Genomic DNA, 24,787 nt, shown 5'->3' with positions numbered 1-24,787 from the left:
ATCTACATCAGTCCGATGAGTCTGGCGTCAGGCCAGAAATCTCACGGAGGATGCGGAACCAGCCGACCGACGGAGCGACCGGCGCGTTTCTTGCCAGTGCGTCTTAAGCGTCAGGCAACGTGGAGAGATACAACATGTCCTGCTGGGTCGTGCCTTCGGTCGCTGCGGAAATCTGGGGCGTTTCGGTCGATACCATCCTGGCGCGAATCAACAGTGGTCAGCTGCCCACCAAGAACGACCTGGGACGAATCTTCGTGGATGTGGCGCCGCACAGCCCGGTCTTCCAGACGCCCAACACGCGATCAACCGCCCGCCCGGCCACTTTTCGGCTGGCCAGTCCCGAGCCGATCGAGGCAGCGACAGCGCACCCGACGGCGGCGGCCGAGCCGCCCGCGACGCCGCTCGTCCAGACCTGCGACACGGACGCCGATGCCTATCAGGACGAGCAGACGATCAATCTTGGCGATTGGCGCGAGGCACGGCAAAGCGCCGGCGCGCGTCGCCAGCCGCCAACCGCGATTGCCGCCTGATCCCCGCGCACTCTACAGGAATCTCAACGGTCCAACTGTTCCACTGCGCAGCGCGCCTTCCGCGGGGATCATCAGCTTCGTGCCCGGCTCGAAGTACGGCCGCTTGACCTGCCCAAAACAGATCGCCCGATTCGACAGCAGCGGCGAAACCGTGCTGGAGGTGATCATCCCGACGACGTTCTGCTCCTCGCCGCCAAAGATCTCGCTGCCGGCGATGGGCAATTGGTCGGCCTCCATGCGGATGCCGACCACTCGCCTGGCCACCTGCTGTCCGCGGGCGTGGATCCGCGCGACGATCTCCTGTCCCAGGTAACAGCCCTTGGTAACGCTGACGGCCCGCTCGAACAGCCCCGTTTCCGCAGGCAATGCGCCGGCGGTCGAGTCGCGCGCCGATCCGGGCGCAGCGCTCTGAACCGGCGCGCCATCGAAATCGATCCCGAAAATCGGCCGGCCCGCTTCGATCCGCGTGGCGTTGAATGCCGCCCATCCGACCGGCCGAAGCATCCGCTTTCCTGCCTGCGATTGGGAGCTGAACTGCGCGATCAGGTTCATCCATACCTTGCGGGCATCGTCCCTGAGCATGATCAGGTGATAACCGGACACCCCCGCCACATCATCTCGCCAGACCGTCACCGGCACGTTGTACAGGTTGGTGGAAACTGAGCCGAGCTGATGCGGGATGGACTGGCCGATCACCTGCTCGGCCGCCGGGCCGTGCAGGGCGATCTCGTGCAACTCGCCGCCGCGGTCGATCAGCTTGACCTGCTCGGTGAAGATGTACTTCTGAAGCACGCCCGCCAGCGCCGAGACCAGACGCGCGTCCATCTCCAGCCATGTCCGGTCGCCCCGCTCGAGCACGTTCATATCAGCCACAATCTGTCCGCGCACGTTCAGCAGGAACGCATAAACACCCTGCCCGGCCGCAAGGCCCGAGCGTGCGGCCTTGTCCCACACCTGATTGGTCAGCAGGTTGTTCAGAAACGGCAGTCGATCCCTGCCGGTGAGTTCGAGGATACCCCTTTGCGGAAGATCGATCAGGCCACACGATTTGCGAATGGCGGCGTATTCGGCTTCGGGTTCGCCGAACGTCTGCACAATCTGGATCTGGTCCCAGTTCTGGAATTCCGCCTGGGCCTGGCGATGCAGATCGTGCAGCGGGTTGGTGGGCTGGCTGGCCATGGGAAGGATCATATGCGGGTATCGCCGGGCCGTCCGCAGCCGCCAGGTTCATGGCCGATCGGCTGCACGCTTGTGCGACGCAGCCGGCGGCGGCGTCGGACCGCAGTGCTCATGCACGCACACACACATGGTCTCGGTGCAGTCGTAGGCGCAGGCCTGACTACAGAACAGCCTTGCGTCGCGCCGAACGGCATTGGCGCTATTCACCAGGCAATGGCAGGTGGGACAGGCACATTTGACCGGCGGGTCCGGGTCGGCAGAAACGGTATGAAATGGCAACCGCGGCATGGCTTGCCTCTTGTACCCATCTTCCTATTCTCACGCGCTTCAGGCAAGCCGAATTGCGGCCGCGTGAGCCGCCAGCTTCTGATGCCCGTTGGTTGATGGCCTGTCGCCAAAACACAGCCCTCCGCCCGCTGCGGTTTTCGGCTGCTATAATCACTGTTGTTTTGTAAAGTAGATTCAGCGTACCACGCGCACGTACGGAGCGGGACGACATGAGTGACGCCGCAGGCAACTCTCCGGAACGGCAGAAGCACAACTCCACCGATGGCGGAGCCGCGCGGCCCCGCCGCCGCGGCGCCAGCAAGGACATCACGCCACTGCTGAAGGGTTGGGACTACGAGCCGGGCACCATCAGCGTCCGCAAAATACTGGGGCTGGACGGCGTGCCCAAGCTCCAGATGCGCCTGGACCTGGGGCTGCTTCAGATGGAGCTGACTGGCCGGCCTGACGGGGCGCGCCCGCACGGATGCGAGTCGCTGCTGGAGTACTACGAGGCGCAGCTTCGAGATCACAAGCGTCGCAACGGCACCGAGCTGGGATTCCATCTCAGTGCCGATCAGTGCGCGGCGTTGCGGGAAGAGGCCAGCCTCTACTACCACCGCTACCTGGGACTTTACGTGCTGGAGGATTTTGCGGGCGTGGTGCGCGACACGGCGCGGAACCTGCGCGTGCTGGATTTCTGCGGCAAATACGCCGTCGAGGAGTCCGACCGGCTGGTCCTGGAACAGTACCGTCCGTACATCACGATGATGAACACGCGGGCCGCGGCGTCGATCCTCTTTCAAGCCAAAAAGTACAACGAAGCGCTGCTCGTCGTGAACCAGGGGCTGGAAAAACTCAAGGCCTTCTTCGAGCGGTTTGGCCAGCCGGAAGCATACGCCCACGCCAGCGAGGTGGCGATCCTGCGGCAGTTTGCGCGGGAGATCCGCAAGAAGATGCCGATCGACCCGATGACCAGGCTGCGGGCGGAGCTGGAAAAGGCAATCCGTGCCGAGCGCTACGAAGAGGCGGCTCGTCTGCGCGATGAGATCAAGCGTCGCGGGGGAACGCAGGCGCGAGCCTGACAGGCGCGAGCCTGAAGCGGATACCACATCCCACCGCCGTACGATGCGGCGCACCGGAGTCCGTGGCACAGTGCCAGGATCGTCTGGATGTGTTTGTGCAACTGTCCCGGCCTGCTAAGATTCCCCTCCGCTTTGAACCTGTTTTTTTTGAGGAGCCCGCATTCATGCGCGCGATCGTCACTGGCCAGGTGGGCGTGGACAAAGGCCCTTATCTGGAAGCGGTCAAGCAGATCGCTGTGAGAAACGGTCTGGACGTGGAGGTCTTCCACGTCGGAGCGATGATGTACAAGGAAGCGCCCGACGTGCCGCCGGGACGAATCCTGAATCTGCCCATCAGCCGGTTGAACACGCTCCGCCGCGCCGTCTTCAAGGAAATCCTGCGACTGAGCGAAAAGCACGAGCACGTGCTGGTCAATACGCACGCGACGTTCCGCTGGCGACATGGACTGTTCGCGGCGTTCGATTTCGATCAGATCAAGGCCTTCAACGCGGACGTCTACATCACACTGCTGGATAACGCCGAATCCGTCCACCAGCGTCTGATGCGCGACCACGACATCGACCATACCCTCAAGGACATCATGGTCTGGCGTGAGGAGGAGCTGCTGGCCACGGAAATCCTGGCCAATATCCTCAAGGGTTACGGGCACTTTTTCATGATCAGCCGCGGGCGCAACGTCCCGACGACCGAGACCATCTACCGCCTGGTCTTCCATCAGCATCAGATGCGGAAGGTGTACCTCAGCTTCCCGATGAGCCACGTGATGGATCTGCCCGGGGTGCTCAGCGAAATCGAGCGATTCAAGGCGGAGATCAACCGGCACTTCATCTGCTTCGACCCGGCCGACGTGGACGAGTTCATCCTGCACAAGATGGCCGACGAGGCGACCCAGGCGGGCCAGGAGGAGATCGAAGTTCAGGCCGCCGACGGGCCAATCCGACTCAAGACCAGGGAAGTCCTCCAGATCTCCGGGGACATCATGGGCCAGATCTACATGCGCGACTTCAAGATGGTGGATCAGTCGGACATGATCATCAGCTTCATCCCGGAGCTTCCCCACGGCAAGCCGGGCCTCAGCAGCGGCGTGGAGCGGGAGCTGCACCACGCCTTCGAGGGCGGCAAGGAGGTCTACGTCGTCTGGTCCTGCCGTGCTTTGCCCAGCCCCTTCATCACCGAAACCGCCACGCGGGTCTTCCGCAGCACCGAAGAGGCGATCGGGTATTTCCGAGCCAAAGGCTATGTGAAGTGACAAGGCGCAGGTTCCGCGATCAGCATGACCTACCCTATCCACACCGTCACCGTTTACTGTTCCTCCAGCAGCGAGCTGGCGCAGCACTACTACGATGCCGGCGCGGAACTCGGACGCGCACTCGCCTCCAACGGGTGGAAGCTCGTCTACGGCGGCAATGCGATCGGGCTGATGAAGACCGTCGCCGATGCGGTTCGGGCCGGCGGTGGAAAGGTCATCGGCGTCACGCCGCAGCTCTTCTGCGACAAAGGCCTGGAGGACAGGCTCTGCGACGAACTGGTGATCACCAACTCGATGCGTGACCGCAAGGCGATTCTGGAAGAGCGCGGCGACGCGTACATCGCCCTGCCCGGCGGGCTGGGAACTTTTGAGGAGATTTTCGAGATCATCGTCGGCAAGCAGCTTGCCTGTCACAACAAGCCGATCGTGTTCCTGAATGTCGCCGGCTACTGGAATCCCATGCTCGCGATGATCCAAAGCGCCATCGATCAGAAGTTCATCAAGCCCAAGGCGCGTAACCTCTACTTCACCGCCGCAACTGTGCCCCAGGCGGTTGACTACCTTCGCAGCTACACTCCTCCTGTGCTCAAGGCCGACAAGTGGCTCGCAGAGGGCATCGTGGCTGCGACGGAGTGATCCTCGCGGACCACAGCCGATACAATGAATGTCGCGGATGAGCCATCGCGATCCGAGCCTGAGCATCGCCTTGTGCGCGTCGCTGTCGCTGCACGTGCTGATCGTGTGCACGACGGCGGAGATCTACGCGCATCGCAACGCTGCGCACATCCGCCTGCCGGGATTTGCCCAAACCACGACGCTGACCGCGGCGCTCGTCGAAACGCCGGACGATCCATGGAATCGGCTGGGGGACTCGGATGGCCGCGGTCGGGCGATCGACGATGCCAGCGGGCAGTTGCCGCTGCTGGCGCCGCAGGGGACTCAGGAGCAGGCTTTTCTCAGCCGCGATCCGCAGGGTCTGGCGGAAGTGGGGGTTGAACCTGGTCTGTCGGTATTGACCAGCGGATCGACCGGGTCGATCAAAGCGCCACCACTGCTCGAAGCCCCGACGCCCCAGCAAGCGGCGCCGCTGGGCATCAGCCCAACCGCAGGCGATTTTGTTCTGCCGGCGAGGGAGAAACTGGAGATGGTGCCTGCGGCGACAAGCCAGCCGGCCCCGCCGGGCAATGCCGCCGCGGGTGTGGCACAGGCGGGTGAGCCGGGCGGCGATGCGCCCGCCGCCGATCCGGCGCCCATGGCGCAAAGCGAATCCGATCCGCTGACCATCCAAGGCAGCGCCGAATTCCGCCCCGGCCGAACCGAAGTCCGCATCGGGCGAAAGCACAAGTTGACGCGGCCGCGACTGTCGCTGGCCGCCCGGGCAGACCTGATGGCCCTGGCTTCACCCACCGTGGTGCTGAAGCTCACCATCGATCCCAGCGGAAAGGTCGTTTCCGCAAGCGTTTATCGCTCCAGCGGCAGCAACGAGGTCGATCAGCCTTGCAAGCTGGCGGCCTATGACTGGTGGTTCGAGCCAGCGCGTGATAGATCTGGCCGGCCAACCTGGGATGTGATCCTTTTCTCGATCCGATTTTTCTGAAATCTCCGCGGTCTGAAGGCGGGGAAGAAAGTTGCAGGATCGGATGTCTTCCTCCACAATAGTGTCATCATGGCGAGAACCGCAACACTGATCTTCGAGGGCAAGCAGTATGAGTTCCCGGTCGTGGAAGGCAGCGAGGGGGAACTCGGGATCGATATCACCAGTCTGCGGTCGCGCACCGGACTGATCACGCTGGATCCAGGCTTCTACAGCACCGGTGCCTGCGAAAGCGCGATCACCTTCATCGACGGCGAAAAAGGAATTCTCCGCTACCGTGGAATCCCCATCGAGCAGCTTGCTGAAAAGTCCAATTTCATCGAAGTGGCGCAGCTTCTGATCTTCGGACGCCTGCCCACACGCGAGCAGGACGAGCGCTTCCGCCAGAGACTCACCGCCAACGCTCACCTGCACGAGGCCTTTCGGCACCACTTCGAGGGCTTCCCGGTAGACGCCCCGCCGATGGCGATGCTCTCGGCGATGCTCAACACGCTGGCCTGCTTCCACCAGCAGTTTCTGAAGCTGGAGGATGACGAGGCATTCGAGGAGGCGGCGGCGCGGATCATCAGCAAGGTGCGGACGATTGCGGCGTACAGCTATCGCAAGTCGCGCGGGCTGCCGATGGTCTACCCCGACCCGCGACTGAAGTATGTGCCCAACTTCCTGCACATGATGTTCAGCGAGCCGTACCGCCAGTACGAGGCCGACCCGGACATCGCCGACGCTTTGGACATGATCCTGCTGCTGCACGCCGACCACGAGCAGAACTGCTCGACCAGCACGGTGCGGATTGTGGGTTCCAGCCAGGCGAATCTCTTTGCTTCGGTGGCGGCGGGCGTGGGGGCGCTGTGGGGGCCTCTGCACGGTGGAGCCAACGTCGCCGTGCTGGAAATGCTCGAAGCCATCCACAAGGGCCGAGTCACACCCGAGGAATACCTGCGACTGGCCAAGGACAAGACCAGCGGCGTTCGGCTGATGGGCTTCGGACACCGCGTCTACAAGAATTTCGATCCTCGCGCCCAGATTCTGAAGCGCGCCTGCGACAAGGTGCTGGCCAAGACGGGTCACCAGAACGATCCGCTGCTGAACATCGCCCGCAAGCTGGAAGAGCTGGCGCTGAAGGACAGCTATTTCGTCGAGCGTAAGCTGTATCCCAACGTCGATTTCTACAGCGGGATCATCATGAAGGCGATCGGCATCCCCGTGAACATGTTCACCGTCATGTTCGCGATCGGACGAATGCCCGGGTGGATCGCGCAGTGGAAAGAACAGCGCGACGAGCCGGAGCCCAGGATCGCGCGACCCAGACAGATTTACATTGGCCCGACCAAGACCGACTATGTGCCGATGGAGCAGCGGCACTAAGCCGCAGCAGGCTTGCTGTCGCACGGTACGCCGGTTGCTATCGGGATAATCAGACCCTATGGTCTGCTTATACCGCGTCGCTTAACCGGAGGTCCCATGCCTGCTGTTGTTGATAAGGAACTGTGCAACGCCTGTAAATCCTGCGAGGAAGCCTGCCCCAACGGCGCCATCACCGTGCCCGGCGAACACGCCGAAGTCAACGTCGAAGAGTGCATCGACTGCAACGCCTGCGTCGACGCCTGTCCGAGCCAGGCCATCACCATGCAATAAGCCAACAGGGGCAGGCACACCGATTGGCTCGGTGTGGCGGCTTCGGTCGGCGTGCGTCGCAACTCACACGCCGACCGAAGCTGCTGCGCAGTTTTTTTGACACCGCGCATGAGCGAGTTCCGCAGGTTTCTTATCTTTGGGAATTCGCCAGTACCTGCGCCTCCCATGCCTCGATGTCCCCCATGAAATAGCGGACCCGCACCTTCTTGTATTCCCGGGACGAGTACAACGCAGCGTATTGTGTGATTCCCGTCGCCTCCGAAATCGCCGACAGCACCCGTTCGCATTCCGCTGGCGTTTGCCCGTGAACCATGGTGAAGATCGAGTACGGCCAGTCCTCGTACGTCGGACGCTGATAACAGTGACTGACAGCCGGGAAGCTGGCCGCCAGGGCGCCGAAGGCGTCGCGCCGCTCGGGCGGAACGATCCAGGCGCCCATGGCATTGGCGACAAACCCCGCCTCCCGATGCCGCAACACCGCGCTGAACCGCCTCATCCATCCCATCCGCAAATACTCTTGTGCCGACTCCAGCAACTGTTGTGGCGGAACGTTCGCCTGTTGCGCCCAGATCTCAAAAGGCCGCGGCTCCAGCGGCAAGTCCTGCTGAAGCAGCCGAATCATCCGCTTGTCGGCGTCGGTTACGGTCAATCGCGTTGTCGACGCTTGTTGACGGCCCGAATCAAATGCTGGCTCCTCGTCGCCGCGCGCCATTGCGTCCGGCTCGCCGCTGAGGTTGAACCGCACACCGATCTTGTACAGCTTCAGCGCCGGCATCAGTCGCGTCACGATCGCACCGCTGCGGCGATGCAGCTCCTGGACCGTCCGCTCCAACCCAAGCCTGCTGTCCGGCGGCACCGCAATCGTGTACCAGAGGTTGTAAGCATGGTTTCGGCGATAATTGTGCGAGACGCCCGGATGCAGGTTGATCTGCTCGGCGGCGGCGTCGATGCGCGATTCGTCCACCTTCGCCGCAACCAGTGAGCTGACGTATCCCAGTGACCGCGAGTCGAAGATCGCCGAAATCTGCCGGATCACCCCCCGCGGCCCGGATTTAAGTTCCCTTACCCGCCGCAGCACCTGGGCTTCATCAATGCCCAGCCGCTGCGCGATCTCCGCAAATGGCCGCTCCACCAGCGGCACCTGCTGCTGAAGCAGGTCCAGAAGCTTCAGATCCAACTCGTCGCGTTGTGCCGGAAGTGTGGACATGATCGCTTCAGCTCCGCGATACGCCGGCCAGCAGATCCGCCGCCCCCTGCTGCCGGAGCGACTGGAGGACCTGCTGAACAGCCAGCTCGGGCGTGTCGATGCCCGCCTGCGCCTGGGCGCGAATCACGGGCAGTTGCCCGTCGCGCGCCCCCACCGCCGCGGCCAGATGAATCGTCCGCTCCTGCACGCTGGCCAGCGCGGCGATCGGTGAATGGCAATCCCCGCCCAACGCGCCGACCACCGCGCGCTCCAGTTCCACGCACAGGCGGCTGTCCGGATCATCCAACACCGAAAGCAATTGTCGCGTCGGCTCATCGTCGGCCCTGCACTGGATCGCCAGCGCCGCCTGCGCCGCAGCCGGAAGCATCTGCTCCAGAGGCAGCGGCGTCATGTCGGTCTGGTCGTACAGGCCGGCGCGCTTCAAACCCGCCATCGCCAGGATCACCGCGTCGTATTCCCCCTGGCGTTGTTTGCGCAGGCGCGTGTCGATGTTGCCACGGATCAGCTCGACGTGTAGATCCTGTCGGATCGCCAGGATCTGACACCTTCGGCGAAGGCTGCCCGTGCCCACCTTTGCGCCCTGCGGAAGCTGCTGGATCGAGCGGGCCTTGGCGCAGACTAGCACATCGCGAACATCCTGTCGCTGCGGCACCGCCGCGATCGTCAGCTTCGAAGTATCCACCAGCGGCATGGTCACCGGCACGTCCTTGAAGCTGTGCACCGCGAAATCGACCCTGCCCGCCAGCAGCGACTCTTCCAGTTCTTTGGTGAACAGTCCCTTGCCTCCCGCCTCATGCAGTGGCCTGTCGGTGATCTGATCGCCACTGGTCTTGCAGATGATCAGCTCGACTTTCAGCCCGGAGTGCCGCTGCTCCAGCGCATCGGCGATGATCTGGCTCTGCATCCGGGCCAGCATGCTGCCGCGCGTGCCCAGACGCAGCGTCCGACTGAAATGCCCTGCCACGCTCATCGCCTGATCATATCCGCGCCGGCCACAAAACCGAAACGCCCGACGGCTCATGACGCAGTATGTCGGCGCGGGCGCCCGGCACAACGCTGGCTCTGACCCCCGCGCCGGCGCAACGCTTACGTCGGCGCCTGTGGCAGCACGCAGCTCACCGTCGTGCCCACGCCCACCTCGCTGCTCAGCGACACTTCCCCGCCCAGGGCGTGCACCGCGTGCTTGACGATCGCCAGCCCAAGCCCCGTGCCCCGCCCGGCGGCGCCGCTGCGCGCCGGATCCACCTGATAAAACCGCTCGAAAACGCGCTGCTGATGCTCGGGTGCAATGCCCACGCCCGTGTCCTGCACACGGATCAGAACCTTTTCTCCGCCTCCCTGGTCGCATTTCCGCAGCAACCCGACCGTGATCTTTCCGCCCGGCGGAGTGAACTTGACCGCGTTCTCCACCAGGTTCTTGAGAATCAGGTGCACCAGCCGCTGGTCGCTGACGAACTGCGCCTGCTCATCCCAGCCATCGACCACAAAGTCCATCGTCAGCCCCCGCTGCTGCGCTGCCGGCCCGAACGTCGCGCGGACAAACGCCGTCAGATCCGACACCTTCAGCGGTGATCGGCGCGGCTCCAAATCGGGACTTTCCACGCGCGACAGGTCCAGCAGATCGGCCAGCATCTGCTCCAGGCGGTGGATGTGCCCGTCGATGATGCGGATGCAGCGGGCGCTTTGGGAGGGGTCTTCCTCGTACACGTCACGCAGCGTCTCGAACGCCGCCTTGATCGCCGCGATCGGGGTGCGAAGCTCGTGGCTGGCGTTGGCGACGAAGTCGGTCTTCATCTGCACCGCCGACGCCAGCGCCGTCACATCCCGCAGCACCAGCAGCACGCCCCCCGCTCCGGCGCGGCTGACAACCGCCTGGTAACTGAGGCGCTGGCCCTCTCGCCTCAGGCGAATCTGCCGCGTGATCGTCGTCGTTTGCGTTCCGTCGCCCTTCATCAGCTCCTCGATCATGCTCAGCAGCGAAGCCTCGTTCACCACATTGACCAGCTTTTCTCCCAGCGCCCGGCCCGGTGGAATCTGAAACAGCCTGGCCGCCGGCGAGTTGATCACAACGATCCGCTGCTGCTGGTCGCCCAGAAGCACCGGATCGGGCAACGCATCGACCAGCGCCTGCAGATCAGCGCGCTGATGCTGAAGCTCGGCAAGCCGCCGATGCAACTGCTCGGCCATCACGTTGAACCGATCGATCAGGATGCGCAGCTCGTCGGCGCCGTCGGGTATCAGTCGAGTGTGCCACTCACCGGCGGCGACGCGGTCGGCGGCGGCGGCCAGGGCCCGCACCGGGCCTATCCATTGCCGCTGCAAACTTACCGCCAGCCAGATCATCACCAGCCCTGCCGAGACCGTCGCCCCCGCTACCATCGCCCATCCCCCGATGCCCAGTCGCGCCCACACATGGCGCGGATAGCTCAGGCGGATCACCATCCCCTGCGGGCTGGCGCGATCCAGCAGTTGCGCCACGTACACCGTCGGTTCCGCGGTCGTGTCGCTCCTGCGGACGCTGCTTCCCACCCCATGCTTGCGCGCTTCGATCACCTCCGGACGAGTGTTGTGATTGTCCATCGTCGCCGGATCGGCATGCGTGTCGATGATCACGCCGCCCCCGCCGTCGATCAGGGTGATCCGCGTGCGCAGCAACTCACCCAGTCCGTGGATGTAATGCCCCCGCGCAACCGGATCCATCGTCCCATCGTTCAACTGCTGGCGCAAAAGCCTGGTGAGCCGATCCAGGTCCTGAATCTGCTGAAGTCGCAGGTGTTGCTGCCCGGACCAGTAGACTACCGTCCCGCATACGCCGACCACGACGACGATCATCATCGCGAATGGCAGGATCAGGCGAAGGACGATGGATCGCGGGGACATCAGACCTGAAGGATACTGCAATCAGACGCTTCGGACACGGCTGTGCGGTGCTCAATCCTCATCCGGCGATTCCCGCACCCGATACCCAACCCCGCGCACGGTGTGGATCAGCCAGCTTGCCTCTCCAAGCTTCTTGCGGATCGACGTCACATGCACGTCGATGGCGCGATCGGTCACAAACACTCCAGGACCAAGAGCCTTGTCCATGAGCTGATTGCGGTTCAGCACCCTTCCCCGCGCCCCGACCAGCGCCGCCAGCAGTTTGAACTCCGTGTAGGTCAGGTTCAGCGTCTGGCCATTGAGCTTGGCCTGATGCCTGGCGATGTCGATGACCAGCGGCCCGGCGCGGAGCGTGCCGCCGGGCTCTGCCGCCAGCGTCGGATCCTGCCGCCTGAGCACCGACTGCACCCTGGCCAGCAGGATCTTCATGCTGAACGGTTTGGTCACATAATCGTCGGCCCCGAGGGTCAACCCGACGACCACGTCAACTTCCTCGCTCTTGGCGGTGAGCATGATGATAGGTATGGCGGCGGTGCGCGGCTCGGCCTTCAGCCGCCGCGCCACCTCGGTGCCGTCAATCCCCGGCAGCATCAGGTCCAGCAGGACCAGATCCGGCAACTGGCGCTGCGCCAGTTCCAGAGCCTGGGCGCCATCGGTGGCGGTCAGCACGCCATAGCCGTTGCGCTGGAGGTTGTATCCGATCAGCTCCAGCAGGTCCTTTTCGTCATCGACAATCAGGATCCGCTTGCGTGTACGATCCACGGGCATGATGCCGTGCATCGCACCGCCGCCATCGGCAACTGTCAAGCCGTTAACCATTCCTTAACGTGCGATACAATGGACCGATCATGAAGATCTACACGCGCACCGGCGACGACGGCACCACGGGGTTGATCGGCGGGTCGCGCGTCCGCAAATCCGACCCCAGGCTCGAATGCTATGGCACCGTGGACGAGCTGAACGCGGCGCTGGGTCTGGCCGCCGTCGCACTTGACGCCGACCTGCGCGCCGACGTGCAGGCGATCCAGCAGGATCTGTTCGTGATCGGCGCGCACCTGGCCTCGCCCGATCCTCAGCTTGTCTGCGAATCGCAGATTCCCCCGCTGGACGAGCAGTTCATCACCCGGCTGGAGATGCAGATCGACGCCGCCGAAGCCCAACTGCCGCCGCTGCGCAACTTCATCGTTCCCGGCGGCACGGAGGCAGCGGCACGGCTGCACCTGGCCAGAACCATCTGCCGCCGCGCCGAACGCCTGCTCGTCGGCTTTGCCATGGATCGCCCCGTGCCGCCGGTGCTGATCACCTACATCAACCGCCTCAGCGACTGGCTGTTCGTCTACGCGCGACTGGCCAACCATCGCGCGGCGGTGCCGGACGTGCCGTGGAACAAGCAATCCGCCGGATAAGCCTGGCAGCTCACGCACCTTCCGCCCGGGGTATCGTAAGCTTGCCGGTCGGCTTGCCCGTCGGCTTCGACCTTCATACATTTAACTCCTGAAATCGTCGTGCCAGGCTCGATACCAAGGACGCAATCAAGATGTTCAACACCACCAACGCCGCCACCACCCGCATTCTCGTCGCCGACAAGCTCGCCGAAGAAGGGCTGGAGCTGCTTCGGCAAAGCGGGGCTGAATTCGACGTGAAGATCGGACTGAAGGAAGATGAGCTGGCCGCGGAGGTGGGCAAATACGACGCCCTGATCGTCCGCTCCGGAGCCAAGGTCACCGCCAGGGTGCTGGCCAATCCCGGGCGACTCAGGGCTATCGCCCGCGCCGGGGTGGGCGTGGACAACATCGACCTGGAGACGGCCACCGCCAAGGGTATCCTCGTGCTCAATACCGCCGAGGCCTCCACCCTCTCCACCGCCGAGCACGCGCTGGCGCTGCTGTTGAGCCTGGCCCGCAAGATCCCCCAGGCGCACGCCAGCCTCATCAGCGGGCAGCTCGACTGGAAAAAACGCAGCATGTATCAGGGCACCCAGCTTGCCGGCAAAACGATCGGCGTGGTCGGCCTGGGACGCATCGGACGCACCGTCGCCAGCCGGGCGCTGGCGATGGAAATGAACGTGCTGGGCTACGACCCCTATTTCCCCGCCCCCACTGCCCTGGATGGCAAGGTCAAGCTCATCCGCGACTTTGACGAGTTCCTCGGGCAGCTCGATGTGATTACGTTCCACGTGCCCGGCGGCGAGGGCACCCGCCACCTGCTCAACCGCCAGCGACTGTTCAACAACTGCAAACCCAACCTGCTGGTCATCAACGACGCGCGCGGCGAAGTGGTGGACGAATATGCCCTGGCCGAAGCGCTGAAGCAGAAGAAGATCGCCGGCGCGGCGCTGGATGTGTATCAGACCGAACCCCCGCCAAAGGATCATCCGCTGTTTGCATTGGATAATGTCGTGCTCACTCCGCACCTTGGCGCCAGCACCGATGAGGCGCAGACGGCGGTGAGCGTGGAGGCGTGCAAGGCGATTCTGGCCTACCTGCGAAACGGCGAGATCCGCGGCGCCGTCAACGCCGCGGGCGTGCGGCTGGATCTGCCGCCGGATGAGGCACCATTCGCCAAGCTCGCCTCACGCATCGGCGCCCTGTTGGCCGGCTACATCGATGGCGGCATCAAGTCCATCACCCTCCGCGCCAGTGGAACACGCGCCCCCAAGCACATGAACACCCTGCTTCGCCTGGCCGCCGTCGAGCTGCTCAAACCACACCTGGGCGAGGGATCGGTCAACATCATCAACGTCGAGCATCTGGCGCGCAGCCGCGGCATCGAACTGGTGCAGGTCCACGAGCCCAGTCCCCCGGCCGGGCTGGTCGGCGATATCGTCGGCATCCGCGTCGAGACCACCGACGGCCAGTCTCATCGCATCCTCGGCACCGTCTATCAGGACGGCCTGCCCAGGATCCTTCGCGTGGACGACTACAACATGGACATGATTCCCGAAGGACAGATGGTCATCATTCAGAACAAGGACATGCCCGGCGTAATCGGCACCGTCGGCACGAGCTTCGGCGACGCGCAGGTCAACATCGCCGACATGGTGATCAGCCGCCAGTTCAACCCCGACGGCACCGCCACCGCCCTTATGCTGATCAAAACCGACAGCGAACCCCCGGAGGCGTTGCTGAACCGTCTGCGGGCGCGTCCGAACATTCTGAAGGTCAAGAGAGTCAAGTTGCCACCGCGCGACGCATGAGCCGCCTCCGGGAAGCGATCGCGCCCGAGGCGCACTTCGACTTTATATGAGTCGCCCTTCGCGCAGGAAACTCCAGCGCCACCACGCGCGCCCGCGAACTTCCCTGCGATTTGCCTGCTCGCTGCTGCTGTCGGTTCTGCTCACCATCGGAATCCTCCTGGGAATGTTCATGCTGGACATTCCCCTGGGTGAGCGCGGCAGGATGGAGTACCGCTACTCGCTCTACCCGGAATACCGCTTCCTTCAGGCGGTGCAACTGATCGTCGCGATCGGCGCGTGCGCCCTGGTGATCATCCTGCTCGGCCGCAAGCGCAGCAGGCGGGCGCAGCGCTCGGCCCTTGTGCTGTTCACGATCAGCCTGAGCTGGATGTGCGCCTGGACCTGGTATGCCCCCCCCAAGCCCGCCGTCTATCACGGCATGAACCTCTACTCTCCGTCACACGACGGAGCGTTCGTCTTCGAAGCCGAACAGGCCGGGCCCATCGCGCAGTACCTCCGCGACTTCCCACGCCTGCTGCATCGCAGCCCCGAACAGATGCTTGGCACACGCGTGCTGTCCAATCCCCCGGGAATGACCGTGCTCGTCCGTGCCGTGCAGAACCTCTGGCCGTTCGATCCGGATCGCCCCGGGCTGATCGATCGACTGCTGCTGGACAGCGGCGACCGCCCCGACCTGCTTGGCCTCCAGGCGCTGCGGATGCGCGTCAGCATCGTCCTGACCGCTCTGTGGGGCATTTCGGGGCTGTTCGCGTACCTGCTGGGGCGACTGGTGTTTTCCCGCGCCGGCGCCGTCGTCTTCTGCCTGCTGGTCACTTTCAATCCCGCCACCGTTCACTTCTCGCCAGGCAAAGATCCCATGCAACTGCTGACGATCAACGCGATGCTGTGGGCCTGGTTTGCAGGATACCGGCGCGATCAACCCCAGCTCAGTCTGCTGGCTGGCATGCTGCTGGTCGTCGGCCTGGTCTTTGGGCTGATTCACTTCTGGATTGCTCTCGCTGCGCTGAGCGCAACGCTGTGGATCGCCCTGCGACAGAAGCGGTCTCTCTGGTATACCTTCCGGCGGCATGTCCTGCCCGCCATCTCGGGATGCCTGCTCGTTGTCGTGATCGCGTTTCCTGCCCTCGGCTGGAACATCCCCGCGACACTTCTGGGCGTGGCCCAACGCTTCGCACAGATCCAGCACACCATCCGCTACTCACGCCCCCTGTGGTTCTTCATCGGACTGCCTCTGTTCGTCCTGTTCCTCTCACCGACGGTCATGGCGATGCTGCTTTTGCGGCGGCGGTTGCACCGTATCCGCGGCCTGGGCACGCCCATTCTTGTCTCCACTGTGGCCATCATGCTCCTGACGTATCTCATCGGTGTAACCTATGAGCTTCCGCGACTGTGGATCGCGTTTCTCCCGCTGCTGACCCTGGGCATCTGTGCCGACCAGCCTCTGCTCAAATCCGACCCCGCCCGCCGTGCTGTCACCGCTCTGATCATCCTCCTCACCCTGCACATCGCCTCCACTGCCTTGCACTTTTCCCTGCTGGACCCGCGAGAGGCCGAGTATCGGCTCTCCACCAGACGATACTTCGACTGATCGGGCAATCTGCGGTACAACCCTGCACATCCGATGGACCCTTCGACGAACTGGCTGATCATCCTTATCCCCGTGGCCTACCTGCTGGGCGCGATCCCCTTCGGGCTGATCGTTGGCCTGGCAAAGGGAGTCGATCCGCGCAAGGCCGGCAGCGGGAACATCGGCGCCACCAACGTCGGACGACTGCTTGGCGGACGATACTTCGTCATCGTCTTCAGCCTCGACCTGCTCAAGGGCCTGCTGCCGACGCTGGCGGCGGCGTGGATCCTGCACGTCGCCTGGATCACCCATCACAAGCCCCCCACTGCGCGAGATTACATCCTCTGGCTTCTGGTAGGCTTTGCCGCCATCCTCGGGCACATCTTCAGCATCTTTCTGGGCTTCAAGGGAGGCAAGGGCGTCGCCACCGCTACCGGCGTGGCGCTGGGCGTGTTCCCCTATTTCACACTCCCCCTGATCATCGCCGCAACCGCCTTCTTCGCCGTTTTCAAGCTCACCCGCATCGTCAGCCTCGCCTCGATCTGCGCGGCTTTGGTCATGCCCTTGGCCTACATCGCAATCGGCTGGGCCATGGGCTGGAGCGTCTTTGGCTCGCAACTGCCGCTTCTGATCTTCGCCACCCTCATCGCCGCCATGATCATCTATCGCCACCGCTCCAACATCGCCCGACTGCGCGCCGGCACCGAAAGCAGATTTGAAACCAAAAGGAATGAGCGGTGAGCTCAGATGCCCTGCGTATCGGCACGCAGCGCAGCCGAGTTGATCATGTCGCGCGCCCCGCACGCGCAACGTGCCATGCCCATCGCCACCCCTCACCAGTCGTAGATGCGATCAAATCCCCGGCGGTGGTAGGTATCTTCCCCTTCGCCGCCAAACAGCCGGTCGCCATCGCCGTCCCCGATCAACACATCATCTCCGGCCTGGCCGAACAGACTGTCCAGGCCCGCCCCCGCAATGAGTTGATCGTCTCCCTCGCCTCCGTGCAGCCAGTCCAGGTCTCCCGCGCCCCCGCGCAGCGTGTCACGCCCGGCCTGTCCGTACAGGCTGTCCGACCCGCCGCCCCCGTCAATCAGATCGTCGCCCATTCCCCCGTCGATCTGATTCGCCTGAGCCGAGCCAATCAGCGTGTCGTTGTACCGGCTGCCGATGAGGTTTTCGACGTCGATCAGGACCCGATCGTTTTCGCGCGGCGCTCCGTCGTCGGCGCGGCTGTCCAGCGTCACCCGGACCCCCGCACGGCTGTAGCTGTAGCTTGCCGAATCGATGCCCGGCCCGCCGCTGAGCAGGTCGGCACCGACGTTGCCCGAGAGCACGTCATCGCCCCACCCGCCTCGAAGCACATCGCGTCCGCGCCCGCCGTCGATGCGGTCGTCGCCGCCTCCCCCGCTAAGCTGATCATCTCCATCTCCGCCGCGGATCACGATCGGAATCAACACGTCCGACTCGCTGCGCACCAGGTCGTTGCCCGCCAGCGTGCTGACTACGATCGCTCGGATACCCTCAGTCTCGAACGCCGTCGCCCGGCTGTTGTCCCTCACCACGTATCGCGCCGACGCCGCTTCGCCGCTCTTGCCGATGGCGATGCTGTCATCTCCATCGGTCCCCGTGATCACCAGCCGCGTGCCTTCCACGCTTGCCGAAAGCAGACGACGCACTTCCATCGCTTCGAGCAACACCATGACAGCGCTCCAATCCAACCGGATCCAAACTAATCATAAGCCGGCCGGCACACCGTGGTTCGCCGCCATGTCAAATAGATTCTCACTTCCTAGCCATAAGGCCCGGTGCCGAGGAGAAAAGCAGCAATCAGTAGCAGTTTGCTCGATTTGGATTCATCGGCGACGTGCTCGCCGGGATAGCAGCATACCGGCGCAGGCCACGCTCAACACGCACGCCGGCTCGGGGACACCCACCGCCGGCAGACCCAGCCTCGCCAGTGCCGCGGCAAACGCCCCGGCCTGCGACGCCGGCCAGTTGCCCGCCAGCAGACGCAGATCCGACACCGTCACCGCACCGTCATAGTCAAAATCCCCCTCCGCCCACAACTGACCCGCAGGCTGCTGCCAGTGCAACGCCAACGCCTCAAGGTCCGCAAAGTCCACCACGTCGTTCAGGTCCGCATCCCCCGCCCAGGCGTATCGCACCAGCACCTGATCCGCACCCGCCGACGCATACCCCGGACGATGATGCTCATCGCCCAGGCTGCTTCGGATCCGCCCGGCCAGCAGGTGCTGGCGAACCTGGCTCACATCCGTCGCGCCGATCACCACGCCCCCGTCGCCCAGGTCCAGCCTCGCATCATCGCCCAGCCACAGCTCCGCGATCCGCGCCTGGCCGCTGCCCAGCATCAGCGACGATCCGTCCAGAATCCGCAGGATCGACTCATACACCACGCTGCCGCCGCCCGACTGGCTCAGGCTTTTTCCCGCCAGCACCGTCACGGGGTCTGAAAGCTTCAGCGTCGCGCCGCTGGCCACGTCCAGGATCGTGTTGCTGGCCACGGTCAGCGGCAGGTTGATCTTGTGCGTGCCCTTGAGGACCTGCACCAGCGCCGAGGATCCGCCTGATGCCTGCATGGTCAGCGAGCCGCTGCCGCCCAGCACGTAGCTGTTGGTGTTGTCGAACCGCAGCGTCCCCAGCGTGATCGGCGTGTCGGTGTAGACGGTGCGTGCATCGAGAATCACACCGAGGAAATTGGCCTCGGCGCCGACGCCATTGGGGACGGCGGCGCTCCAGTTGGCGGGATGATTGTAATCGCCGCTGTCAGTGAGCCATTGTGCAGGTCCGGTGGCGACGGAGTAGGTCAGGTCGTCGAAGTAGACGGTCTGTCCATTGCCGTCGATGTGGGTGGTGACCAGCCCGAAGCGGTCGAACTGGGCGCCGATCTGCCGGTGTGCGGCGCTGACGGTGAGCACATTGGGCTGGCCGTCGAGAGTGACGATCAGCCGCCCGGAGCCATTGGCCAGCGGATAGTACTCGATGCTGAAATCGTGCGAGGTTCCGTCGGGATAGATGTAAGGCGGGGCGACGCGGGTGGCGCTGGTGGCCTCGGCGTCGGTGCCATAGGTCGGGTAGAAGAAGAAGCCTTCGCGGCTGGGACCCTCGATGGATGCTCCGACGAAGTTTTCGGGAACTGCCGACGCCTGGGCATCGCTGTCGCGGATGCTGCCGGTGGAGTGGAAGAAACCGATGAGGGTGGTGCTGTCGGAGACGCCGCGTCGAAACGCGACTTTGCCCGAGGCGCGCAGCGGTTTGTTGAGATTGAGTGTTTCCTGGAGTCGGTCGCCGTAGTAGGCCATCCGTGTTCCGGCGAACTGAGTGCGAGAATCGCCGCGGAAGGTCTGCCCGCCGATTTCACCCGGGGCACTTCCACCGGCGAAGTTGGTGCCGGGGCTGTAGCCGAAGTCAAACCTGGGGCGAACGTTGTAGGTGAGGTAGGTGTTGCGGTTGTTCAGTCCGGTCCAGTTGATGCCGGGATTGGAGTTGAAGGTTTCGGTGCCGGCATTGTTGATGTTGAGGTTGTCCAGCCAGATGTCGCCGCCGCCGTCGGCGCTTTTCATGACGTTGAGGATGCCGAAGCGGTTGAAGGCCGCGCCGTCGGCCTTGTGGCCGGGTTCGAGGTTCGTCACCGCGGAGTAGGTGCCGACGCTGGCGTTCCAGATCGAAGCGATGACGCTTCCGCCGCCGTTGTTGGCGTTGGGGTTGTACTGGAGTGAGAAGTTGTAATCGATGTCTCCGGCGGGGATTTCAAAGATTCCCCCGCCGGTGCCGAGCGCGTTGCCGCCGGCGCGCCAGCGGGAGGTGGCATAATCGGCGTAGGCGTAGAAGTAGCTGCCGCGGCCGTAGATGCGAATGTTGACGGAATTGGGCGTGCGCCACTCGTTGGTGTTATTGGAATTGAAAAAGCCGATCAGCGTATGTCCGCCGCCGTTGGCTGGCACGTTCAAGACGCCGCTGACCGAAAGCGTGTCGTTGAAAGTGCGCAGGGGAATGGTTTTGGCATACCAGGCGGGTTCGCCGGCCGGGGTGACAAAGCCTCCGATCTCGCCGGCAGGACCACCGGCGTTGCTGGTGTTGCTGAATCCGAAGTTCTGGGTGATTTGCACAGGACCGGGAGACTGGGCACGATTGTTGTGCCCGTCCCAGCCGGGGTCGGTGTCGAAAGTCTGGGTTCTGATCCATCCCTGCCCCATGGCCTGGCTTTCAGCCAGGGGGATCACAGCCAGCAGGGGCATGGCAGCAAACGACAGGCGGGAGAACGATCGGTTCGACTTCGCGCGCATCACGATACCCTCCGTTGCAAACGTACCAGGTTGCGGAAGACAAATCTCACGACATCGCGACGCAGAACACGACCATGCAGCAACTGCTGCGACGATCAGGGTGTAACGACCGTCTGATACTCGCAGAATTCCAGCAGACCCTCGACACCTCCCTCGCGGCCGAAGCCGGACTGCTTCATTCCTCCGAACGGCGCCTCAGGCGTTGGGCCGGTTCCCGTGTTCAGCCCGACGTGTCCGAACTGGAGCTTCTGGATCATTGCTTCAGCGCGATTCAGGTCGCGCGTGAACAGATACGCCGCCAGACCATAGGGCGTGCCATTGGCCCTGGCGATGGCCTCGGCTTCGGTGTCGAACGTTTCGACCGCGATGACTGGCCCGAAGGTTTCTTCCCGCGAGACAAGCATCTGTTCGCTGGCGTTGGCCAGGACCGTCGGCGGGAAGAACGCGCCCCAGTCGCTGGTCAGAGGCCTGGGATCGGCGCCGACGAGCCTTTTTGCGCCATGCTCGATCGCGTCGCGCACGTGACGCGAAACTTTTTCGTATGCCTCGCGATCGATCAGCGGGCCGATGTCGGTCTGCGGGTCCATGCCGTTTCCGACCCTGAGCCTGGCGACGCGTTCGGAGATGGCCGACAAAAACGTCTTCTCGATACCGCGCTGCACATAGATGCGATTGGCGCACACACAGGTCTGGCCGGCGCAGCGGAATTTGTTGGCCATCAAAGCGTCGGCGGCGGCGTTGACGTCGGCGTCGTCCATGACGATGTAGGGCGCGTTGCCCCCCAGCTCCAGGGCCAGCCGCTTGATGTACGGCGCGGTCTGTTCGATCAGGACTCTGCCGACCTCGGTCGAGCCGGTGAAGCTGATCAGTCGCACCGCCGGGTGCGAGCAGAGAACCGCGGCGATGGGGCGCGGGCGACCGGTGACCAGATTCAGCAGTCCCGGCGGCACGTCGCCCAGACGCTCGATCAGATGCCACAGCGCCACCGCGGTAAGCGGGGTCTGTGCGGCGGGCTTGACGACCACGCCGCAGCCCGCCGCGATCGCTGGCGCGAATTTCTTGGCCAGCATCGCCAGCGGAAAGTTCCACGGGGTGATCAGCCCCACGACGCCGGCAGGACGACGGTACACCGTCCAGCGCATGTTGCGTGGGCGCTGCGGCAGCGTATGGGGCTGAAGGTGATCAAGCTGGGTGGAGTAGAAACTGAAGAAGCCCGCGGCGTACTCGACCTCGACTTCGGATTCCTTCAGCGGCTTGCCCTGCTCGCGCGTGATCACCCGGGCCATTTCGCGGCGGTTATCCATCAGCAGCGAATGGATTGCGCTCAGCCAGCGACGGCGCTGTTCCAGGGGAATCGGATCGGCGATGGCGCTTGCGGCGGCCTCGACGGCGCGCGTCGTTTCCACCTGGCCCAGGTCCGGCATGTCCGCAAGGTGCTCACCGGTCGCCGGATCGATCACGGCGAAGGTCTTGCCCGAATCGGCTCCGGTCCATCGCCCGGCGATGTAAGCGGCGTGATTCTTCAGCAGATTCGACTCAAGCATGGTTGGTTGCCTCTGATTGCACTCGGATGTTATCCGTCGGCCGTTGGCACCGTGAGGTTCCCGTCCATCAACACGATGACCGATGCGTCGGGGCCCTTGATCGCGACGGCAGCGTCGAAGGCCTGCTGCACGGTCGCGAATGGCCGGATGAAGATTTTCTCCAGCTTGGCGGGCTGGATGCTGGTGACTGCAAACACCGTGCAGTTGTTCATCAGTTCGATCATTTTGGCGGCTTTGTGGTAGCCCAGCTTGTAGCCGCGCTGGATTTCAGCGAAGACGGCCTGGGCATCGGTGGAGGAACTGAGCAGCCTGTAGAACGTTTCGCCGCCGATGCCGTCCCAGCACTCGGCCACGAGGATCAGCACGCCGCCTTTCTTGACGGCATGCCTGGCGTTTTCCATGGCCTTTTGCGCCTGGTACAGGTCGATATCGGTGGGATAGGGCGCAACCGTCACCACGATGTCGGCGCGCTGCCCGATGCGCACAGCGAAGACCTGTCTGGCCTTTTCGACGGCCGCGTAGAACGCCTGCTGGTAGTCGCCGGCGTACGCGGCGCAGATCCTGTGACGGGCATCGAGCACGGCCTGGAGGGTGAAGATCGGCTTGGCCAGTCGCTGGACAATCTCCTCCATGTCGTCATGCACCGGGTTTCCCTTCAGCGCGAAGGTGGCGCTGGTCGCATCCAGGGCCCACTTGTGGTTCTGGGTGATCGACTCGAACGCCGCCAGTCCGGGGAAGATCGACTTCCGCCCGCCGGTGTACCCCGCGAAATAGTGCGGCTCGACGGAGGTGATGATGACGATGCGATCGGCGGCGGCGACGGCCTTGTTCAACCGAATGTCGGTTCCGCGGCTGGTCCGGCCGAGCCAGACCATGTCCGCATCGTTGTGGCAGTCGTGCAGGAGGATTCGATCTTTGATCTGCTCGTATGCCTCGCCGAACATCACGCGGTGTTCCTGTTCGGTGGGTACGCGGTGGCTGCCGACGGCGGAGATGTAGTAGACGTTGTGCCTGCGAAGAACATCCATCATGCAGGCGAGCATCCTGGCGGTGGGCGTGGGGCGCGTGGCGTCGTTGACGATGACCAGCGCGTTGCCGCAGCCCTCGAGAAACTGGGCCAGGGACCTGCCGCCGTGCGGATTGGCCAGCGCCTGCACGATCGCCTCCGTTTCGCTGGCGGCGGCTGTGACGTCGTTGGGGTAGACCACCTGGCAGGACATCGACTCCGGCACGACCAGCGGCATGGTCCGCTGTTTGCCGTAGGGTATCTCGATCTTCATCGCACCGCCTTCGGAAGCGTCGAACCCGCGGCCAGTTGGGGCAGCGCGGCCGAGGCGGCGGGGCTTTGCGCGTCTCCGTTGGCCGCGGCATCGTGCACGTCCGGGGCCTGCCGTGGTCCGGTCCCTGCCGACGCCAGCGCCGGAACACGCTGGAGCAGGCTCTGCCACGCGACGCTGAGCTCGGTCACGTCCCCGCCATAGTAGACCAGGTCTGCGCCGGCCTCCAGCGCGGCATCCAGCAGCCGCCCGGGCGTCACGAGGATTCCGGCATGTTTTCCGGCCCCGCGTGCAGCGATGATCGCATCCTGCACCACCTGGATCATCGCTTCGCTGTCAAGTTTGCCCACCACACCGAGACTGGCCGACAAGTCCCCCGGACCGATGAAGATACCGCTGAGTCCCTCGACGCGGCAGATCTCGCCGAGATTGGCGACGGCTTCCAGGGTCTCGATCTGGGCAAACAGATGGGTGCGCTCATCGGCGCGGGCGAACAGCACCGGCGGCCGACCGCCCAGGCCATATTCCACACCGCGGCTGCGAACGTTGTATCCTCGTGACCCCAGTGGCGGGAATTTGCCGAATTCCACGACCTGTCGCGCCTGCTCGGGTGTGTTGACCATCGGCACGATGACGATGCGCGCGCCGACCTCCAGCGCCCGCAGCACGTGATGTCTCTGGCCATCGGGCACCCGCACGGCGGGGATCCCGCCGCCGGCCTCGATCGACACGCACAGCGTTTCGACCAGCGCATAGTCCGCCGGCCCATGCTCCATTTCGATCCAGACGGTCTCGAAGCCCACCCGCGCCGCCAGCTCCGCCAGTCGCGGCGCGCCGCTGTAGACGCACACGCCGCGCAGCACGCGCGGCCGACCGGCGTCATCGGTGAAGATGTCCGGCCTGCCGTTTGCGCCTGCGACGGCCGCGGCAACCGTACGCGGTTGGGGTGCAGGTCGCTGGGAGTCTGAGCAAGTCTCCGGTGGCAGGGGCAACTCCCGGAACACCGGGGACAGCCGCGCGGCGGACGAGACAGGATTAGCCGACGACGTTGACATAGTACTGCTGACTCCAGCGCTTCAGCCCCTGCACCTTAATCTCAACGACGGAGAAGGTCAACGAGAAATCGATAATTTTGCTGGTTAAAACAACTTCATCCTATAGAATAGATAAAAATGGGCCGGTATGACGGCCCGACGAGTCCGGGGGCCGGAAGATCGCTCGCCGATGCCGGTTCCGCCCGCACTCGTTGTCTTCGCGTCGCGACGGCAGTCAGGA

At 64.0% G+C, this 24,787-nt stretch carries 22 protein-coding genes; 11 read left to right on the top strand and 11 right to left on the bottom strand.

Annotation, left to right across the window (positions count from 1 at the left end; translation table 11 throughout):
- Positions 1 to 134 precede the first annotated feature (134 nt).
- Positions 135 to 530, top strand: a complete 396-nt coding sequence (locus ACQS5P_RS13715; protein ID WP_428937185.1) for a hypothetical protein — start codon at positions 135 to 137, stop codon at positions 528 to 530.
- Between the two features lie 12 nt (positions 531 to 542).
- Here ACQS5P_RS13715 and ACQS5P_RS13710 read toward each other — a convergent pair whose 3' ends face one another.
- Positions 543 to 1,709, bottom strand: coding sequence for a YgfZ/GcvT domain-containing protein (locus ACQS5P_RS13710; RefSeq protein WP_428937184.1), 1,167 nt, complete (start codon positions 1,707 to 1,709; stop codon positions 543 to 545).
- Between the two features lie 48 nt (positions 1,710 to 1,757).
- Positions 1,758 to 1,997: a hypothetical protein gene (locus tag ACQS5P_RS13705; protein WP_428937183.1), complete on the bottom strand. Its 240-nt coding sequence runs from the start codon at positions 1,995 to 1,997 to the stop codon at positions 1,758 to 1,760.
- Between the two features lie 209 nt (positions 1,998 to 2,206).
- On the opposite strand from ACQS5P_RS13705, the gene ACQS5P_RS13700 reads away from it, so the two are divergent.
- The 6 genes from ACQS5P_RS13700 to ACQS5P_RS13675 all read left to right on the top strand — a co-directional run bounded on the left by ACQS5P_RS13700 (position 2,207) and on the right by ACQS5P_RS13675 (position 7,537).
- The gene (locus ACQS5P_RS13700; RefSeq protein ID WP_428937182.1) at positions 2,207 to 3,058 is read left to right on the top strand and encodes a UvrB/UvrC motif-containing protein; all 852 of its coding nucleotides are present in this window, start codon (positions 2,207 to 2,209) and stop codon (positions 3,056 to 3,058) included.
- 164 nt (positions 3,059 to 3,222) lie between these two features.
- Positions 3,223 to 4,308, top strand: coding sequence for an AAA family ATPase (locus tag ACQS5P_RS13695; protein ID WP_428937181.1), 1,086 nt, complete (start codon positions 3,223 to 3,225; stop codon positions 4,306 to 4,308).
- Positions 4,309 to 4,332: 24 nt separating this feature from the next.
- The gene (locus ACQS5P_RS13690) at positions 4,333 to 4,944 is read left to right on the top strand and encodes a TIGR00730 family Rossman fold protein (RefSeq protein WP_428937180.1); all 612 of its coding nucleotides are present in this window, start codon (positions 4,333 to 4,335) and stop codon (positions 4,942 to 4,944) included.
- A 37-nt stretch (positions 4,945 to 4,981) separates the two neighbouring features.
- Positions 4,982 to 5,905, top strand: a complete 924-nt coding sequence (locus ACQS5P_RS13685) for an energy transducer TonB family protein (protein WP_428937179.1) — start codon at positions 4,982 to 4,984, stop codon at positions 5,903 to 5,905.
- A 69-nt stretch (positions 5,906 to 5,974) separates the two neighbouring features.
- Positions 5,975 to 7,267, top strand: coding sequence for a citrate synthase (locus tag ACQS5P_RS13680; protein WP_428937178.1), 1,293 nt, complete (start codon positions 5,975 to 5,977; stop codon positions 7,265 to 7,267).
- Between the two features lie 96 nt (positions 7,268 to 7,363).
- Entirely contained in the window at positions 7,364 to 7,537 is a 174-nt protein-coding gene (locus ACQS5P_RS13675) for a 4Fe-4S binding protein (RefSeq protein WP_428937177.1), read from the top strand.
- Positions 7,538 to 7,667: 130 nt separating this feature from the next.
- Here the strand turns inward: ACQS5P_RS13675 and ACQS5P_RS13670 are convergent, their stop codons facing one another.
- From ACQS5P_RS13670 to ACQS5P_RS13655, 4 genes are all read right to left on the bottom strand, one after another.
- Entirely contained in the window at positions 7,668 to 8,744 is a 1,077-nt protein-coding gene (locus ACQS5P_RS13670; protein ID WP_428937176.1) for an AsnC family transcriptional regulator, read from the bottom strand.
- Positions 8,745 to 8,751: 7 nt separating this feature from the next.
- Positions 8,752 to 9,714, bottom strand: coding sequence for a hydroxymethylbilane synthase (gene hemC / locus ACQS5P_RS13665; RefSeq protein WP_428937175.1), 963 nt, complete (start codon positions 9,712 to 9,714; stop codon positions 8,752 to 8,754).
- Positions 9,715 to 9,830: 116 nt separating this feature from the next.
- On the bottom strand, positions 9,831 to 11,624 hold the full coding sequence (locus ACQS5P_RS13660) for an ATP-binding protein (protein ID WP_428937174.1): 1,794 nt from the start codon (positions 11,622 to 11,624) through the stop codon (positions 9,831 to 9,833).
- 51 nt (positions 11,625 to 11,675) lie between these two features.
- On the bottom strand, positions 11,676 to 12,392 hold the full coding sequence (locus ACQS5P_RS13655; protein ID WP_428937173.1) for a response regulator: 717 nt from the start codon (positions 12,390 to 12,392) through the stop codon (positions 11,676 to 11,678).
- An 80-nt stretch (positions 12,393 to 12,472) separates the two neighbouring features.
- Here ACQS5P_RS13655 and ACQS5P_RS13650 point away from each other — a divergent pair, with 80 nt between their 5' ends.
- The 4 genes from ACQS5P_RS13650 (at position 12,473) to plsY (ending at position 17,128) form a co-directional block, all read left to right on the top strand.
- Positions 12,473 to 13,030 (top strand): cob(I)yrinic acid a,c-diamide adenosyltransferase, encoded by a 558-nt coding sequence (locus ACQS5P_RS13650; RefSeq protein ID WP_428937172.1) that lies wholly within the window; start codon positions 12,473 to 12,475, stop codon positions 13,028 to 13,030.
- A 131-nt stretch (positions 13,031 to 13,161) separates the two neighbouring features.
- A complete protein-coding gene (gene serA / locus ACQS5P_RS13645) occupies positions 13,162 to 14,820 on the top strand; it encodes a phosphoglycerate dehydrogenase (RefSeq protein WP_428937171.1) in 1,659 nt (552 codons plus the stop codon).
- A gap of 46 nt (positions 14,821 to 14,866) precedes the next feature.
- The gene (locus ACQS5P_RS13640) at positions 14,867 to 16,408 is read left to right on the top strand and encodes a hypothetical protein (RefSeq protein ID WP_428937170.1); all 1,542 of its coding nucleotides are present in this window, start codon (positions 14,867 to 14,869) and stop codon (positions 16,406 to 16,408) included.
- A gap of 33 nt (positions 16,409 to 16,441) precedes the next feature.
- On the top strand, positions 16,442 to 17,128 hold the full coding sequence (gene plsY / locus ACQS5P_RS13635) for a glycerol-3-phosphate 1-O-acyltransferase PlsY (protein ID WP_428937169.1): 687 nt from the start codon (positions 16,442 to 16,444) through the stop codon (positions 17,126 to 17,128).
- A gap of 92 nt (positions 17,129 to 17,220) precedes the next feature.
- Here plsY and ACQS5P_RS13630 read toward each other — a convergent pair whose 3' ends face one another.
- From ACQS5P_RS13630 to ACQS5P_RS13610, 5 genes are all read right to left on the bottom strand, one after another.
- Positions 17,221 to 18,087 carry a calcium-binding protein gene (locus tag ACQS5P_RS13630; protein WP_428937168.1) on the bottom strand — a complete coding sequence of 289 codons (867 nt, stop codon included), beginning with the start codon at positions 18,085 to 18,087 and terminating at the stop codon, positions 17,221 to 17,223.
- A gap of 153 nt (positions 18,088 to 18,240) precedes the next feature.
- Positions 18,241 to 20,691, bottom strand: a complete 2,451-nt coding sequence (locus tag ACQS5P_RS13625) for a hypothetical protein (protein ID WP_428937167.1) — start codon at positions 20,689 to 20,691, stop codon at positions 18,241 to 18,243.
- A gap of 95 nt (positions 20,692 to 20,786) precedes the next feature.
- Positions 20,787 to 22,235, bottom strand: a complete 1,449-nt coding sequence (locus tag ACQS5P_RS13620; protein ID WP_428937166.1) for an NAD-dependent succinate-semialdehyde dehydrogenase — start codon at positions 22,233 to 22,235, stop codon at positions 20,787 to 20,789.
- Positions 22,236 to 22,264: 29 nt separating this feature from the next.
- Positions 22,265 to 23,515 (bottom strand): nickel-dependent lactate racemase, encoded by a 1,251-nt coding sequence (gene larA / locus ACQS5P_RS13615; RefSeq protein ID WP_428937165.1) that lies wholly within the window; start codon positions 23,513 to 23,515, stop codon positions 22,265 to 22,267.
- Positions 23,512 to 24,567 carry an HpcH/HpaI aldolase family protein gene (locus ACQS5P_RS13610; RefSeq protein WP_428937164.1) on the bottom strand — a complete coding sequence of 352 codons (1,056 nt, stop codon included), beginning with the start codon at positions 24,565 to 24,567 and terminating at the stop codon, positions 23,512 to 23,514. Before ACQS5P_RS13610 ends, larA begins: the two co-directional genes overlap by 4 nt.
- Between the last annotated feature and the right edge of the window lie 220 nt (positions 24,568 to 24,787).

This window comes from Fontivita pretiosa (genome assembly GCF_050410795.1).
GTDB classification, from domain to species: Bacteria; Planctomycetota; Phycisphaerae; order Tepidisphaerales; family Tepidisphaeraceae; genus Fontivita; species Fontivita pretiosa.
The sequence above is the reverse complement of the archived record's forward strand: the minus strand, read 5'-3'. Positions and strand labels throughout refer to the sequence as shown.